The 15,383-nt window shown below is 46.8% G+C and carries 16 protein-coding genes; 11 read left to right on the top strand and 5 right to left on the bottom strand.

Going from position 1 to position 15,383, the window contains the following annotated elements:
* The first annotated feature begins 22 nt into the window (after positions 1 to 22).
* Positions 23 to 739, top strand: coding sequence for a hypothetical protein (locus P2W83_RS11950; RefSeq protein WP_276133970.1), 717 nt, complete (start codon positions 23 to 25; stop codon positions 737 to 739).
* Between the two features lie 50 nt (positions 740 to 789).
* On the opposite strand, the gene P2W83_RS11945 is transcribed toward P2W83_RS11950, so the two are convergent.
* A complete protein-coding gene (locus tag P2W83_RS11945; protein ID WP_276133969.1) occupies positions 790 to 1,242 on the bottom strand; it encodes a hypothetical protein in 453 nt (150 codons plus the stop codon).
* Between the two features lie 213 nt (positions 1,243 to 1,455).
* Between P2W83_RS11945 and P2W83_RS11940 the strand changes: the two genes are divergently transcribed.
* Complete coding sequence (locus tag P2W83_RS11940; protein ID WP_276133968.1) at positions 1,456 to 1,854, top strand: hypothetical protein; 399 nt, start codon at positions 1,456 to 1,458, stop codon at positions 1,852 to 1,854.
* A gap of 25 nt (positions 1,855 to 1,879) precedes the next feature.
* On the opposite strand, the gene P2W83_RS11935 is transcribed toward P2W83_RS11940, so the two are convergent.
* Entirely contained in the window at positions 1,880 to 2,500 is a 621-nt protein-coding gene (locus P2W83_RS11935; RefSeq protein WP_276133967.1) for a class I SAM-dependent methyltransferase, read from the bottom strand.
* 203 nt (positions 2,501 to 2,703) lie between these two features.
* Here P2W83_RS11935 and P2W83_RS11930 point away from each other — a divergent pair, with 203 nt between their 5' ends.
* The 3 genes from P2W83_RS11930 to P2W83_RS11920 all read left to right on the top strand — a co-directional run bounded on the left by P2W83_RS11930 (position 2,704) and on the right by P2W83_RS11920 (position 6,223).
* Complete coding sequence (locus P2W83_RS11930; protein ID WP_276133966.1) at positions 2,704 to 4,344, top strand: ELWxxDGT repeat protein; 1,641 nt, start codon at positions 2,704 to 2,706, stop codon at positions 4,342 to 4,344.
* A 133-nt stretch (positions 4,345 to 4,477) separates the two neighbouring features.
* Positions 4,478 to 4,882 (top strand): hypothetical protein, encoded by a 405-nt coding sequence (locus P2W83_RS11925; RefSeq protein WP_276133965.1) that lies wholly within the window; start codon positions 4,478 to 4,480, stop codon positions 4,880 to 4,882.
* 57 nt (positions 4,883 to 4,939) lie between these two features.
* Complete coding sequence (locus P2W83_RS11920) at positions 4,940 to 6,223, top strand: PKD domain-containing protein (protein WP_276133964.1); 1,284 nt, start codon at positions 4,940 to 4,942, stop codon at positions 6,221 to 6,223.
* Here P2W83_RS11920 and P2W83_RS11915 read toward each other — a convergent pair.
* Positions 6,210 to 6,608: a hypothetical protein gene (locus tag P2W83_RS11915; RefSeq protein ID WP_276133963.1), complete on the bottom strand. Its 399-nt coding sequence runs from the start codon at positions 6,606 to 6,608 to the stop codon at positions 6,210 to 6,212. The genes P2W83_RS11920 and P2W83_RS11915 overlap by 14 nt on opposite strands.
* A 167-nt stretch (positions 6,609 to 6,775) precedes the next feature.
* On the opposite strand from P2W83_RS11915, the gene P2W83_RS11910 reads away from it, so the two are divergent.
* The 5 genes from P2W83_RS11910 to P2W83_RS11890 all read left to right on the top strand — a co-directional run bounded on the left by P2W83_RS11910 (position 6,776) and on the right by P2W83_RS11890 (position 10,699).
* Entirely contained in the window at positions 6,776 to 7,228 is a 453-nt protein-coding gene (locus P2W83_RS11910) for an SRPBCC family protein (RefSeq protein ID WP_276133962.1), read from the top strand.
* A gap of 99 nt (positions 7,229 to 7,327) precedes the next feature.
* On the top strand, positions 7,328 to 7,735 hold the full coding sequence (locus P2W83_RS11905; RefSeq protein ID WP_276133961.1) for a hypothetical protein: 408 nt from the start codon (positions 7,328 to 7,330) through the stop codon (positions 7,733 to 7,735).
* A gap of 23 nt (positions 7,736 to 7,758) precedes the next feature.
* Complete coding sequence (locus P2W83_RS11900) at positions 7,759 to 8,148, top strand: DUF1801 domain-containing protein (protein ID WP_276133960.1); 390 nt, start codon at positions 7,759 to 7,761, stop codon at positions 8,146 to 8,148.
* 24 nt (positions 8,149 to 8,172) lie between these two features.
* On the top strand, positions 8,173 to 8,889 hold the full coding sequence (locus P2W83_RS11895; protein WP_276133959.1) for a hypothetical protein: 717 nt from the start codon (positions 8,173 to 8,175) through the stop codon (positions 8,887 to 8,889).
* A 19-nt stretch (positions 8,890 to 8,908) separates the two neighbouring features.
* Complete coding sequence (locus P2W83_RS11890; RefSeq protein WP_276133958.1) at positions 8,909 to 10,699, top strand: T9SS type B sorting domain-containing protein; 1,791 nt, start codon at positions 8,909 to 8,911, stop codon at positions 10,697 to 10,699.
* 69 nt (positions 10,700 to 10,768) lie between these two features.
* Here P2W83_RS11890 and P2W83_RS11885 read toward each other — a convergent pair whose 3' ends face one another.
* Positions 10,769 to 11,122, bottom strand: a complete 354-nt coding sequence (locus tag P2W83_RS11885; protein WP_276133957.1) for a response regulator — start codon at positions 11,120 to 11,122, stop codon at positions 10,769 to 10,771.
* A gap of 270 nt (positions 11,123 to 11,392) precedes the next feature.
* On the opposite strand from P2W83_RS11885, the gene P2W83_RS11880 reads away from it, so the two are divergent.
* Positions 11,393 to 12,529 carry a PAS domain-containing sensor histidine kinase gene (locus tag P2W83_RS11880; RefSeq protein ID WP_276133956.1) on the top strand — a complete coding sequence of 379 codons (1,137 nt, stop codon included), beginning with the start codon at positions 11,393 to 11,395 and terminating at the stop codon, positions 12,527 to 12,529.
* 80 nt (positions 12,530 to 12,609) lie between these two features.
* Here P2W83_RS11880 and P2W83_RS11875 read toward each other — a convergent pair whose 3' ends face one another.
* A complete protein-coding gene (locus tag P2W83_RS11875) occupies positions 12,610 to 15,345 on the bottom strand; it encodes a PAS domain-containing sensor histidine kinase (RefSeq protein WP_276133955.1) in 2,736 nt (911 codons plus the stop codon).
* Between the last annotated feature and the right edge of the window lie 38 nt (positions 15,346 to 15,383).

Below are 15,383 nucleotides of genomic sequence, written 5' to 3'. Positions count from 1 at the left end.
TATTTAAGCCCCTTATAAAAACATGGTTTTTCCAACTGACAAAGACTATCTGGAAACCAAACAGATTATGCTTGGCAAACAAACCATGAGGACAGAGTTTGTAGACTTAGCAAAATGGATCAAAAACATGTATCAAGTCAACCCAATAAATATTTACTATGATACAATGGATCATAACAAACGGCCTCGTTTAGAGATCATTTTTGAATTTGAAGAAGAAGCAAACCGCTTTAATGTAAACGGGAACCAATTCAATTTCAATTTCGACCCCGAAAAACAAAAAATGATTGCGAAAAAATTTGTCGAAACCCAGCGCAAGCATAAGAGATTTACAAAGCAAAGCCTGTTCAAACTCTGGTCAAGAAAAGAAACATTCCCTTACAACACTGAAGATATCTTCATCTACTTCAGCGCTTTTGAGCCAATAGCTATACAAGAAGCGTTTAGCAAAGTGAAACAAAAAGAGGTAACCGAACTTCAACAACAATTAAACAACCCGAATATTTGGACGATTGTTTCAAGCTTTTCAAGTGCATTTTTCTTTGTCTTCACTGACGACCAGGTTAAAAAATATAAGGATAGCCTTGAACAGAAGGACTGGAGTAAAAAGTACTTCCAGCTTTTGCAACCATACAACGAGTTTGGATATCTTAAGCCGGACACTTTTAATGTTTTTATAGACAGCAAGGAAAACTTTGATACCAATTTTGAGGGTAACTGGTACTACTACTTCAAGTAATTCATAGTTAGCGCAAGTCTTCCACAGGGCCATTTGTGTCTACAAATAGTCTAGAACCAGCCACAACTTTTCTTTTGGAAGATATAGCGCCTATCCCTTTCGCTAAATCCCCAGTAAAAGCTCCCATTGGACACAGGATGAAAAACTCTAAACCCTGTTAATTCGCCTAACCTCTCTTTAGTAAAAACATAGGAATTTTGTCTGCGAGCCGCACTGAAAATCCCTTGTTTTCTTATCCTTTCAACTTCTTCTCCGGAATTGATGATAATCAGTTTCAAGTTTCCAACCGTATTCATAGAACATTCCTTTAGAACGCCGTTAACGTCGAGAATCGTTATTGATGAATCTTTGGCGCCATCGGAAAAGTCAAAGAAAGTTTGATCTGCAGAGTCCAGCAGATTGTGGACCAACTCGCATTTGTCACTGTATTCAGCTCTTTGTGAGTATGAAGCACTCCAAGCAAATACAAAGAGAACCAAGAATAAAGAGAATTTTCCTACCACCAATTAAAGATAGTTTTTCCTGCTCGGCTTATAATGCCCGTTGGCGCGAGAATGCCACAGAGCCAAGGCCGTATCGGCAATTGCCGGGCTGCATACTCGCGCCAACTGTGTGAGGGTACCTCTGACCGGCATTCCCGACCGTGATACAGCAGAGCTCATATAATAGTTTTTCGCCCTAACTTAGCGTAGTTTTTAACCATCAAAATCCATCTCATGAAACTTTCCCTGTTACCATTGCTTGCAATAGCTTCCCTGGCTTTGGGTGGCTGCGATAAAGACAACTGTAACGGCGGCACAGACGGTGATGTGTCTATCGTGACCTTTGCGGTGCACAACGGAGACACGCTGCGCAATTACGCTGCGCACCCGGATACCGCTTTTGTAAAATTCAACGCGATCTCGTCGCCAGGCACGAGCCCGTCCAATTTCGATACTTACTTTGTAGGCAGCGCCGGCGAAGACCATATACACCTCGAAGACCTGGAATGCGGTAATTACTTCATCTATCGTACGGCCTTCGATTCGGTTGCTAACAAGACGTATACAGGTAGTACCTATGTGAACGTGCCTGAAAAAGCCCCGGATGCGGTTATATATATCGATGTGAATTGACGGTTGGCGGGACGATTCCGCTGAGTTATCCTTTCCTACACTTGATCAGAAAAAACGGGAAGTTCTCAACCACCTCGTCCACCGCAAACAAACCTGCTTCAGCAAATTCAGCTGCTACAGATTCGCGGTCGTAGAAGAACATTCTTACACCCTCGAAGATCTCGTAGCGGTCTTTGCTGATGAATTTGCCTTGTCCGTAGGTGGGTGCCTCTTTGGTGATGGCCACAAAAACCATGTAGCCACCGTTGGCCAGCTGGGCGTAGCAATCTTTTACCAGCTTTTTCCGTTCGTCTTCATCCAGCAGATGAATTAAAGCATAGCAAAAGATGCCATCGTACCTGTGGTCATCAAAAGGCATGTCGGTAACTGACCCGTGATAGATAGTCATATCATCGCCATAGTGCTTTCGGGCCATAGCGATCGCGGTCTCTGATATTTCTATGCCAGTAACAGAAATACCGGCGTCTACGAATATCTGTGCATTCCTGCCATAACCAATTCCCGGCACCAGCATGTCCTTCACACCATGCTCAACAAAGAGATCCCTCGTGAGCACGGCAGACTTTGCAGGCTCAAAGCCCCACATCTCGCGCTTATCGTTGAAAGCCGCTTCCCAGAATTCAGGTTTGTTGGATTCGTCTTGCATGGTGGAAAATTACCGGATTCACAGACACAAATACTATTTGTATTTACCTGCAAAGTATAAAACAGCCTGGCTGATGACCACATCAACCCACGGAAATAATAGCCGGGAGAATTTAGATACACAGCATAACATATTAGCAATTATCGAATTTTAGTTGCATTTTGCGATTCATAATATAACGACCAGGTAAATCACACACAATTATGAAAAAAATACTCCTTAGCATTCTTGCTGCAGCAGCTCTGTCGCAAAGCAATGCACAGGCCCCTTATGTTTTCGAAAATTTTGATATTGAAACCGGCACGGGCGGTTCCGCTCCCCTTTATCTCACGGTTTGCAATGGCAAACTATTTTTCCGTGCCACAACAACTGCCAGCGGCGAAGAGTTGTGGATGACAGATGGCACCATGGCCGGTACACAAATGGTAAAAGACATTAATCCCGGCGCCACGGGATCTGCCTTGCAAACCTTTAAAGTTCTTAACAACAAACTTTATTTCACTGCCAACGATGGCACCAATGGCAACGAACTGTGGGTGAGCGACGGCACCAGTGCGGGCACGCAAATGGTAAAGAATATAAACCCCGGCGCAGGCCACTCTTATGCCACACCCATGATAGTATTGGGCAACAACCTGCTATTTAATGCAACTGACAATGTTAATGGCATAGAGCTATGGATAACAGATGGCACAGCACCGGGCACACAGCTGCTGAAAGACATAAACACCGGCGCCGGTACATCAAGTCCATTCAATTTTTGCGCGCTCTCAAATGGTAAGGTATTGTTCAGCGCCGCTAATAACGCCAACGGAAATGAGCTCTGGATAACGGACGGCACGAGCGTAGGCACACAAATGGTTACTGATATCGTTCCGGGAGCCACATCGTCGTCGCCGGCAGGCATGTTCGCTTTCAATAACATTGCTTACTTCCGTGCAACGGACGCCACCTATGGCACAGAACTATGGGTGACAGATGGTACTGCCCCGGGTACTACCATGATCAAAGATATTAACCCGGGTGCAGCCAACTCGGGGCCGTTCAGATTAATAAACTACAACGGCAAGGTTTATTTCAGTGCATCGGATCAAACCGCAGGGAATGAGCTATGGGTAACCGATGGCACGACGATGGGCACTGTGATGGTGAAAGACATCAATCCCGGATTTGCCAGCGCCAACATCGACCAACGGTTTGTGTACAAAAACAAGCTGTACTTCCAGGCAACCGATGTCACCAATGGCGCAGAGCTGTGGGAAACTGACGGTACAAGTACCGGCACAGTGCTGGTCAAAGACATCATAGCTGGTTCGGGGGGCAGCTTCCCGATCCATTTCATTGAGTATAGGGATAAACTTTTCTTTAATGCAGCACAAGTCGCGGGCGACCGCCAGCTTTTCAAAAGCGACGGCACTATCTCGGGAACAGCGTTGATAGCGCCGCCCATCGCGCCGATAGTTGACCCGCTTGGCACTACAGCGCCATTTGTGGAGTATGATTCCGCTATCTATTTTCTTGCAAATTATACAACCACAGGATCTGAGCTTTGGTCGTTGAAGGATACAACAGCGGTGCCGAACCATATAGGCAGCATCGGCAATGATTTGTCTTATTCAGTATTGCCTAACCCCAACCACGGCAGCTTTACGTTAAACATCGAAAACGGCATTGCGAAAGGTTGTTCTGTTGCTATACACGATGTCACAGGCAAACTGGTACTGAACCAGGAAATAACCCAAAAGCAAACTACCATCAACCTCCCCAGCGGGGCGCCTGGCACGTATTTCCTGAAAATGCAGGCAGGCGATGCTGTAGATGTAAAGCAGGTAGTAGTACAATAGCGAGGAATAATAACATCAACTTTCTGGCGCAGGTGTTCCGAAGGGGCACCTGCGCTTTTTCAATTTTATCCGGTCCGGTTTTCAATCCTTTTTGTTCTAACTTAGTAGGACATTCACCCTAAAAACATAATTCATGAAACTTTCCTTACTACCACTGGTTGCAATAACTGCTTTGATCTTTTCAAGCAGCTGTGATAAAAAAGACGATTGTGTAGCCGGTAAAGGCGGCGATATGAGCATCGTCGTATTTGCCGTGCACAATGGCGACACACTGCTCAACTATGCTGGCCACCCGGATACCGCTTTTGTAAAATACAACACGGCAACCTCGCCGGGTACCAACCCTTCCAATTTCGATAGTTACGTTGTAAGTGAAGCCGGCGAAGACCATATACACCTCGAAGACCTGAAATGCGGCGACTATTTTGTCTATCGCACGGCTTTTGACTCTGCTGCAAATAAGGTGTACACAGGTAGCATGGCTGTAATCCTGCCTGAAAACGGCACTGAGAAAGATATTTATATCAACGTGAACTAGAGGCCTACCCAACTGAACGGCGGTTTATCAGGTCTTCTAGGTGGTAAAACGTGAATAGTGAATAAAGTATACCCCGCCCTTTTGTTTTTGGCTATTGCCTGCCTGAGTGCTGCACAGTCTCAAGCCGGGCAGAAACTTCGTGTGTTTTTTATTGGTAACAGCTATACCTACTATAACGACATGCCAAAGATGGTAGCTGATATAGCTGCATCGATGGGCGATACGCTGATCTATGAAAGCCATACACCCGGCGGATGGAAGCTGCAGGACCACTGGGCTCCCCCACAGGACCCTTGCGTGCAGAAAGTAAAAACTGCCAGCTGGGACTATGTGGTATTGCAGGAACAGAGCCAGATGCCGGCCTTCGGGCAGCTTGGCCCTTCTCACCCGACCTATATATACGCGGGGCAGTTCACCAAACTTATCCGCGACAGCGCCAAGTGCACGAGCGCCATGTTTTACATGACCTGGGGCTATAAAGACGGCGACCCAAACAACTGCCCCAGCCCTCAATATTTTTGCACTTACGAGGGCATGGACAGCGTAATACGGGCCCGCTACATGGAATTAGCAGACTCGTTCGATGCGGTGGTGTCGCCGGCGGGAGCGGTACGCCGGTATATCAGAGCCAATCATCCTAGTATAGAACTTTACCAGTCAGACGGCAGCCACCCAACGGTGGAAGGCAGCTATGCGGTTGCCTGCGCCTTTTATACAGCTTTGTTTAAAAAAGATCCTACAGCGGTTACGTTCAATAGTACCATACCAGCTACGGATGCAGCCAATATAAGAGCTGCGGCGAAGAAGGTGGTGTACGACAGCTTCGCCTACTGGGGGCTGGGTGTCTACGATCTCGCAGCTGCATACGACCATAGCAATATGGGTCTGCAGGTTACATTCACCAACAAGTCATCACTGAAAGCACAAACATATAGCTGGGATTTCGGCGATGGAACTGCGTCAACGACCAAAGACCCTGTGCACGTTTTCCCCGCCAATAACATTTACACGGTCACACTCACCGCGTACGATGCCAACGGTTGCAGCAGGGCAACAACGAAACAAGTGAACCTGATCCCTGATGGTATCCGTGAAGTAGAACAAGCACCGTTTACCATAACTCCCAATCCCGCCAGCGAGTATATAACCATACTGTCTAACCAACAGCCAGCACGGTTCAACATTCGCATCACCAACGCTATTGGTCAGACGCTATACGAGGCACATGCTAACGGCGGCACAAATAAAGTAGACCTGTCAGCTTTTAGCAACGGTGTGTATTATATCGCGCTGTATAACGAAGGGGGTGTGCTTCATTATGACAAATTTATAAAGCAGTAAAGAAGGCCGCATCGTCTTGTAGACGACTTGTATTGTGGTGATACATTCCTCCACCTCCTTTCTTTGTCGATTCGCGGCCCAGGATGATGTACATATAGGTGTTGCCGCTTATGGTGGATATCAGCGCGTCGCCTTTATATACAGAAAGTGTCAGCGACTCTTTGCCGGCGCCTTCATAGCCTAATGAGAGGCTGGCAAGATCGAACTCGTCTATATACACTTCTTTTCTAAGTTCTGTTTGCGTAACGGTGTATAACTTATTGTCGATCTGCAACTGCGCATTTTCAGCGCTTGCATTCCGTGCAACGACGGTATATGTCCACTTATCTTTTCTACCACCTATGGCTAAAAAAGCAAAGGCAACTAATATTACTAAGTGTTTCATTGGTTATACATTCATTTACACCTGTAACCTACGCCGTAATCTGATCCTGCAATACGTGAAAAACACCCTTTTTTCGGTTTGCCGCAATCAGCCCGTTTATTGTCGCATATTGCCTCGTTCAGTCTCGTGAGTATACCCCACCTTTGTATCAACAAAAACATTTAACCATGTCAAGCAACAGCGTATCACTATACAGGATGGTCGCCACAACTCCCGAAAAACTATACAGGGCATTTACCGAGGCCGCAGCAATTGCCTCGTGGCTGCCTCCATACGGCTTTGTATGCACCGTACACGAAATGGACCCCAAAGTGGGCGGCAAGTTCAGGATGTCGTTCCAGAATTTCTCTACCGGTAACAGCCATTCCTTCGGCGGAACCTATGTGGAATTGAAACCAAACGAGTTCCTGAAGTACACCGACAAATTCGACGACCCCAACCTGCCAGGCGAAATGACCACCAGCGTGTGGCTGAAAAAAACCATAGCCGGCACCGAACTGAAGATCGTCCAGGAAGGCATACCGCCCCAGATACCTGCAGAAATGTGCTACCTGGGCTGGCAGGATTCGCTGGATAAGTTGATCAGGCTCGTACAACCAGAGATACCCGATGGTGCATAATTAAAGTTGAAAGAACGTCGCTGTCCCGCCGGGCTCCTTCATGGAAAACCCGGCGGGATTTTGCTTACGATCACTATTTTAGAGGTAAATCGTCAGCTTATGCCAGCCTTTATCCGTAATGTACTTGGAGTGATACTAGGACTTGTGATTGGAGGTGCGGTGAATATGTCGCTTATCATTCTCAGCGGCAAGGTGATACCGCCACCGGAAGGTGTTGACGTTACCAAGATCGAAGAGTTGAAAGCTTCGATGCACCTGTTTGAACCCAAGCATTTTATCTTTCCATTCCTGGCGCACGCGCTGGGCACTTTTGTGGGTGCGTATATAACAGCCCGCATCGCGAAGACCAGCAAAATGTTGATGGCCATGGTTGTTGGACTTCTGTTCTTTTTCGCAGGAATTGTCAATGTGATGCAGCTGCCTTCACCACTCTGGTTCAACGTGCTCGATCTTGTAGTGGCCTATCTGCCAATGGCTTATCTTGCAGGTAAACTGGGAAGCAGGTAACTGTGAAGTATAACTCTCCAACTATGAATAAAGACATCCAGGCATACCACGAAGCCTTAGCCTCCGAAGACCAGGCGATATGCAACAAGCTTTTCAAAGAGATCAGCAAGGCCCTGCCCGAGGCTGAGAATAAGATATGGCACCGCCACCCGGTGTGGTTTCTCGAGGGCAACCCTATCGTAGGTTACGATAAACTCAAAAACTGTGTCCGCCTGCTGTTCTGGAGCGGCCAGTCGTTCGACGAGCCGGGACTGGCACCAGAGGGCAAATTCAAGGCAGCCGAGGCGCGTTACACCGCAGCTTCGGAAATAGATACCGCCGCCCTGCAGCGCTGGCTTCAACAGTCGAAGACCGTGCAGTGGGATTACAAGAACATTGTAAAGCGCAAGGGTGTGCTGGAAAGGTTGATGTAAAAACACCGTCACTCACACACCAGCATGATCACTCCATCAATTAGTGTACAAGAAGCAATTAAAGCCGGCAAGCGTATTGCCCGGCCGGGACAGGTCATGTTCTTCTCTGGCATTGGCCTGTGCATTCTGTTACTGGTAACGAATTTTTCGTGGTGGGATTTCCTGTTGATACCAGCCAGCGTCATAGTTCCCACGATCTACGAGAGTTGGGCTAGCTTAAAATGGCAGATATGGGCCTATGAGCATGTTGCAGACATTCACCAGTTGCAACGGTCGGCCGAACTGGCCGGAGTCTTGATCAGAGGCTCGCACGAACGTGTACCAAAGATTGCGAGTGCCAGCCAGAAAGAAATCTTGATAGCGCTGCAGGAGCGATTCAAAGCAGAAGCCGTATTTATTGATGATCCCACCATTGCCGGCAGAACGCCTGTTTTACATGCAAACGGGCAGGATGAAATGCTGGCACTGAATAGCGCAGGTATATGGACCGTATCGGATGGATTTTTTGATTGGAACCTCGTCTCAAATGAAAGAATACCGCAAGTCTCCTATCGCAGAGCGATACATCCGGGAAGAAAGGGCGTTCGGCAGTCTGAATACCTTTTCCGCTTCGACCATGCAAACGGGACCTTCGAGATACCACTTTCCGTGCTGGATATCAGTGTTTGGGAGCTGGACCTGCTTCTTTATATTTACAGAGGGCGTTATGCCCTGGGCCAGATACCGACAAATGTGATGTAACCAACAGTTAATACCAGCCATGAACAACCACTATAACTCTATATCGCAGATGACGCTACCAACCGGACGGAACAGAAAGCGCGTCTTTAGTTGCATGCGTTTTTATAAAGCATTTCTAATAGCCGTTTTGCTGATGCTCTCCGCAGGCAGGCTGTTTGCTACCCACTTTTACGGTGTGGATTTGTATTACAAACACATAGCGGGCAACACCTACAGGGTAAGCATTGTGGCTTATGGCGATTGTAGTGGCACACAATTCCCTTCCTTCTCCGTTAATAAACCGCAGATACAGATATTCAAAGGCAATGCAGAATTCCTTACTGACCTGCTGGACCATGAGCCGCCACAGGAAGGTATAGAAGTAACGCCGGTATGTCCCGCCGAATTGGCAAACACTACTTGCGTAAACCCTGCAGGCAGTGTGCCGGGGGTAAAAAAATTCGTGTACTCGAAAGAGTTTACCCTTAGTGGCCCTGCGCCAGACTGGAAATTCGTCTTCAAAGGGTATACAGATGGCACTACCATCGCCGGCCGCAGCAATAGCCTGACCAATGTATCGCCGCCGGGCATCATCAGGCTGGAGGCTACGCTGGATAATACTCAACACAACAACTCGTCTCCCGAATACACTACCATTGCTACTCCATTCTATTGCATAAGCCGGCCCGTAAACTTTAACCCCGGCGCAGTAGATGCCGACGGCGACAGCCTGGTGTACGAACTGGTAGATGGACTGGATACGGTAGGATTGGTAACCTATATCCCACCCTACACAGGCAGTAATCCAATCGCGGTAGCAACCGGTGCATTCAAGTTTAGCAAGAGCACCGGCCAACTGAATTTCACACCGAATATCACACAGAAATCGCTGGTAGTTTACCGGGTGTCAGAATACCGCAAGGGTGTATTGCTCGGAACCAGCATGCGCGAAATGACGGTGGTGATCATGCCCTGCAACAACAACCCGCCGGTAGGTTACGTATCGAATGCAGCAGGTGCCACTATCGCAGACACAGTAACAGTGCAAACCTGCAAAGGCAGTCATGAACTGGCATTTGACATCAATCCTACCGATGCCGATAACGCCATTATCAACATGGTGGCCAACGGTTTACCGGCAGGCTCAACGCTGAATATCACCAATAATAACTCAAAGAACCCCACGAGTCGGTTTACCTGGAATATGCCGGAGTTGCCAGATGGTAACTATACATTCTTTGTTACCTATACCGATGATGGTTGCCCTATAGCTAGCAAACAAACGCAGGCCTATACTATTCACATTGCCCCCGATCACATCTTTGCTGAAGCCATTGCTGCTGATTGCGGAGAGAAAGGCTTTATCAAGGTCACAGCACTACCCAGCTGGGTGCCGTGGACCTACCAGGTGCTACTGGAACCTGAACTTGTATTCAGCGGAGGCAGCAGCACTACAACTGCGAAAACCGATAGCCTTACACCCGCAAAATATAAAGTGAAGGCCATTAACTATTTTGGCTGCACTGCCGATACGGTAATAGAAATACCTTTCAACTGCGAGATAGCGGACATACCTACAGCGTTTAGTCCCAACGGCGATGGCTACAACGATACACTGCTGGTGCGCGGAGTAAACATAGCGCAGATGAACCTTGCCGTCTACAATCGCTGGGGAGAGCTGGTGTTTCAGTCGCACGAAGTAAACAAGGGCTGGAATGGCGGGTATAAAGGAGCAGATGCGCCTTTAGAGGTGTATGGATATGTGCTGTCGGTAGTTTTCAAAAGTGGCAACACCTTTCATAAAAAGGGCAATATCACCTTAATAAGGTAGCCCCCTCTATTCACTTTTCTACAAACTACTCCTGGCTAAGGATGCAACAAAATATTTTTATTGGAAAGATTACGCGGTATGCCTTGCCACCATATCGCGGAGGGCCTCGATACGGAATGGTTTTTCGAGGACGCCGTCGGCCTGTGCATCTTTGGCCAACATGTCGATACGGGAGCTGGCAGAAATCATGATCACGGGGATATTTTTGGTTCTGCCCTGCGTTTTCAAAAATCTGCAGATATCCAAACCATCTACCCCCGACAGCTGCTTATCCAAAATGAAAACATCCGGCAGATCGTATTCAGTTCCTAATAAGGACTCGCCGCCGCTCAATACAGTGACATCATAACCTGCATCCTCCAGCACCATCCGGATGGAATCCTGTACTCCCGCATCGTCTTCCGCTACTATCACTTTTTTCATTGAACATTGTTTATTGTATTCAACTACAGCAACTTCGATAAATTCCCCATCACGAATGTAATGATATACGGGTAGGTTTCAATTATTAGCAGGCACAATATTTTAAAGCCACTGTGCAAAAGCGGTTGCCAACTTTTTTCGAAAATTGGCAAAAAAGCTGAACCATAACGCATTGTGTTTTGGTAGTTTAGTAGCGTCAAATAAATCGCAATTTACATACTAAATTGCCCACATATAATAAGTCTTAACGAACAAGCAAAAGTTGCTGCCATGGTACAGATCGATAACCTAGCAGATATGATCAATGACGCCAGCATAGACCAGGTGTTGGCATTTGATACCCAAATGCAGGTGATATCCTGGAACAAAACCTGCGAACAATTTTCCGGCATCAGTAAGAACGAGATCATGGGAAGAAACCTCATCGAGTTTTTCCCTGAGATAAATAATCATGAAGAGGTGATCAAAGCTATCGATATGGCCATGCGGGGCTTCAAGACCTTTGTGCCCGCCGGTAAGGGATCATATGGCGGTGGGTATTTTGAGAGTCATTTCATTCCGCTGAAAGACGACCGTGGAGAAGTTTTCGGCGTGATGAACATTAAGCATGATGTATCGCACCGTATAAAAGCAGAAAACGAATTGAAGAACCTGAACAAAGCATTGGTGCGCAAAAACAAAGAACTGAAACAAACCAATGCTGACCTGCTGACGTTCACCCATGTCACCAGCCACGACCTGAAGGAGCCGCTACGAAAGATCTACACCTTTGTTGAAATGATCTTGACAGAAGATGGCAGGCAACTCTCTGAAAAGAGTAAAGGCTATTTCAAACGAATACAGTCTTCGGCACAGCGCATGGGGCTGCTGACCGACGACCTTCTAACCTTTGCGCAGGTAAATGACGACGACACGGAAAGGGAAGAAACAGACCTAAACCAGCTGTTGCAGCACGCCAAAGTCCAGCTGGATAATGTTATCGCCAGAAAGAAGGCTATTATAGAATCGGGCGAACTGCCCAATGTGACAGGCAACGCTAAACTTTTGACGCAAATGATGGTGAGCATTATCAGCAACGCCCTGAAATTCCAGGAAGAAGGCAGTGTACCACATATTGTGATCAATGCAACTATTGCTAACGGGATTGATCTAAAGCACCCGGACGCCCTGGATGGCACCAATTATCACCGCATTAGCTTCAAAGACAATGGTATCGGCTTCGATAGCAAGTACACCAATAAGATATTCCAGATGTTCCAGCGACTGCATAGCAGCAGTAAATATTTCGGCACAGGAATAGGCCTGGCACTTTGCCAAAAGATATTGGATAAACACAACGGCTTTATCACGGTAGAAAGTGAGCCTGGTAAGGGCAGTACATTCAATGTCTTTTTACCGGTAGAGTAATAGCATATCGCCAAAAAATAGCCGCTACTTACGCCTCCGGGTACGATCAGGGAAACTATCCCATTTGTTTCATTTCAGTCTTACTGCCCGAAAGGAACAGTAAAACTAAACTCAGCACCCAGCCCGGGACTACTTTTCACCTCAATTATTCCACCGTGCCTGCGAACGATCTCAGCCGAAATGTATAACCCAAGGCCCATACCCGGGTAAGTGTCCCGTTGGTTAGAAGTAACACGAAAAAACCGGTCAAATACCTTTGGCAGGTCTTCTTCGGGAATACCCATTCCTTCGTCACTTACAGTTACTCTTATTGCATTTCCCGATCGGGCTGCGTTCACCGATACGGTACTACCAAGCGGCGAATATTTTACCGCATTCGACAACAGGTTTGTGACCACCTGTCCTATACGCTCTCGGTCTGCAATTACATCGGGCAGACTATCCGCATGCAGCACGATCTTATGGCCGCCGGGACTTGCCATTTCTTCGATCTTTTCGCGCAGCACTTCGGTTATATCCAACGTCCTAAAATTGAAACTCATCCTCCCTTCCGATACCTTGGTGGTATCGAGCAGGTTATTGATCAAATGCGACAACCTGTCTATTTGCTCATTTAGCCGCTGTAACAAGGTGATGTTGTTGTTGCCCCCCGTTTCTTCCAGGCGCTCCTGGACCAACTCAGCGTAATTTTTTATACTCGTAACCGGCGTTTTTAGCTCGTGACTGGCAATGCCAATGAAATCATCCTTTTGCCTGATCAAATCTTTCAATCGCTGCTCGCTTTCGCGCAAAGCCAATTCCGATCTCTTTCGCCCGGTTATATCCGAAAACAGAACAGCAACCTTATGGTCGTCGGGTGCTCCTATGCGGAAAGCATACAGGTCAAAAACGCGATGAAATGCTTCTGAATCCTCTTCAAAACGGATGCTTTCGCCTGTCTCGGCCACTTTACCATAGATATTTAGCCATTTAGATTCAATGGTAGGGGCAAGTTCACGTATCGTCCTTCCGGATGCATTGCTCAGGCCGTTATGCCTTTCAAAAGCAGGATTAACGTCTAAAAAACGCCAGTCACTTACCTGGCCCTTCTCATCGTAGATCATCTGGATGATGCAATAACCTTCATCCATTGAGTTGAAAAGTGTGCGGTATTTATCCTCAGCACTTTTTGCAATTTCGTCTTTTAGATTGAGGATCTCCTCCTCCGCTTTTTTGCGCTGTGTAATGTCCCGTCCTGTATGAAGAGTACGGACCACCTTACCCTGCGCATCCCGCTCAAAAACCTTACCACGTACGTCCATCCATACCCATTCTCCTTTTCTATTTTTCACCCTGTATTCAAGGCTATTTTCTGCGTCATCAGCTAGCAGATCAAAACGGCCATAGTAGTCTTTTAGCTTTTGAATGTCATCCTGATGGTATACTTGTATCCGGTCTTCCCATCCTCCATTCAGCATTTCTTTTAGATCAAATCCCAAAAGTTCAAACGCGTCACGGTTACTAAACTCGATCACTCCCGAAGGATGCCGGATTATTAGAATAATACTAGGGACAGCATTTGTGATAGACTGGATAAAATGTGCCTGCTCTTCTATAGCCTTTTCAGCTTTTTTTCGTTCGGTTATGTTATGCACAATGTTAACGCAATGCGTTGGGATGCCTTTTTCGTCCTTTTTGAAAACCCTTCCCTGGGCAATGAAGGACATCAGCTCACCATTATCATTGTATGCACGATACTCCACCTTCTGAACTTCGTCATCGCCCGTATTGCGGAACGACCCGAAATAATTTTCAACCGCTTTGCGGTCATCAGGACAGATGGCTGTTCGCCTTTCATTTGACTCTCTCGTCGCAAACGGCTCTATTACCGACCCAAATCCCTGTCGGATAAATGCCGTTACATTCGCAAATTCGATATCGTTTGTTTCCAGGTTGATCACACTGATCATATCCGGATTGGTCTCAGCAATGGCCTTAAGGTAGTGAGTCTGGTCTTTATTTTCCTTTTCGGCTTTTTTACGCTCTGTGATATCGAAATAGGTCACCAATAGGCAGTCATCCATTTTTCGAGCAAACACCTGCACCCAAACCGGTGCACCAAACGGCTCTACATCCACTTCTGCCTGGTAGCTGTTGCCGGTTTCTATCACCCGAACATATTCGTGAAACAGGTCAGAACCTTTCAGACCGTCAAACTCCTCCGTAAACAACTTGCCCACCAGCAAATCCCTGTTCATAGATATCAGGGTTTGCTGATTGGTGAAGAGGTATTCAAAATCAACGATGACATTTTCTCTATCCCTAACCGGCTTTAGCAGCATTATGCTACTGGCTGTATTATTCAATACAGCTTGCAGCAATTCCTTGCTTTGATCCAGGTCGTCTTCGACTTTTTTCCGCGTGGTAATGTCCTGGCCAACCATCAGGATCTGAGTAACATTACTATTATCATCGCGCTTGAACACTTTACCGCGCGCAGACAAGAATACCCATTGATCTTTTTTATTTCTAAGCCGGTACTCCACGTAATTTTCTTCATTGTCGCCGAGCGAAGAAAAACGGTCGTAATAATCCTGGATAAGAGGCAGATCATCTGGATGGAAAAGGCTGACACGATCACTAAACGACATTTGTTGGATATTGTCTGTGTCAAAGCCCAGTAAGGTCATAGCATCTTTGTTGTGGTATATGATCTCCCTTGATGGAAGAGCGATAACAGCTACTACTGCCGGCATTATTTCGGTGACCACCTGGATGAAATCAGTATCCTGCGATATTTCCAGTGGGTGGGATTGCGTCACAATATCTCCGTTCATGATGCTAAAAGAATGAGGTTAAGTAAGATAACACAAAA

The sequence above is a fragment of the Polluticoccus soli genome (genome assembly GCF_029269745.1).
Classification (GTDB): Bacteria; Bacteroidota; Bacteroidia; order Chitinophagales; family Chitinophagaceae; genus Polluticoccus; species Polluticoccus soli.
Note: the sequence above shows the minus strand (reverse complement) of the source record. Positions and strands in the feature narration are given on the sequence as shown.

Excerpts from the sequence above, each read along its gene's own strand:
- P2W83_RS11890 (WP_276133958.1), top strand. The coding sequence starts at position 8,909 with ATGAACAACCACTATAACTCTATATCGCAGATGACGCTACCAACCGGA.
- P2W83_RS11910 (WP_276133962.1), top strand. The coding sequence starts at position 6,776 with ATGTCAAGCAACAGCGTATCACTATACAGGATGGTCGCCACAACTCCC.
- P2W83_RS11885 (WP_276133957.1), bottom strand. The coding sequence starts at position 11,122 with ATGAAAAAAGTGATAGTAGCGGAAGACGATGCGGGAGTACAGGATTCC.
- P2W83_RS11895 (WP_276133959.1), top strand. The coding sequence starts at position 8,173 with ATGATCACTCCATCAATTAGTGTACAAGAAGCAATTAAAGCCGGCAAG.
- P2W83_RS11915 (WP_276133963.1), bottom strand. The coding sequence starts at position 6,608 with ATGAAACACTTAGTAATATTAGTTGCCTTTGCTTTTTTAGCCATAGGT.
- P2W83_RS11930 (WP_276133966.1), top strand. The coding sequence starts at position 2,704 with ATGAAAAAAATACTCCTTAGCATTCTTGCTGCAGCAGCTCTGTCGCAA.
- P2W83_RS11880 (WP_276133956.1), top strand. The coding sequence starts at position 11,393 with ATGGTACAGATCGATAACCTAGCAGATATGATCAATGACGCCAGCATA.
- P2W83_RS11935 (WP_276133967.1), bottom strand. The coding sequence starts at position 2,500 with ATGCAAGACGAATCCAACAAACCTGAATTCTGGGAAGCGGCTTTCAAC.
- P2W83_RS11940 (WP_276133968.1), top strand. The coding sequence starts at position 1,456 with ATGAAACTTTCCCTGTTACCATTGCTTGCAATAGCTTCCCTGGCTTTG.
- P2W83_RS11905 (WP_276133961.1), top strand. The coding sequence starts at position 7,328 with ATGCCAGCCTTTATCCGTAATGTACTTGGAGTGATACTAGGACTTGTG.
- P2W83_RS11950 (WP_276133970.1), top strand. The coding sequence starts at position 23 with ATGGTTTTTCCAACTGACAAAGACTATCTGGAAACCAAACAGATTATG.
- P2W83_RS11900 (WP_276133960.1), top strand. The coding sequence starts at position 7,759 with ATGAATAAAGACATCCAGGCATACCACGAAGCCTTAGCCTCCGAAGAC.
- P2W83_RS11925 (WP_276133965.1), top strand. The coding sequence starts at position 4,478 with ATGAAACTTTCCTTACTACCACTGGTTGCAATAACTGCTTTGATCTTT.
- P2W83_RS11875 (WP_276133955.1), bottom strand. The coding sequence starts at position 15,345 with ATGAACGGAGATATTGTGACGCAATCCCACCCACTGGAAATATCGCAG.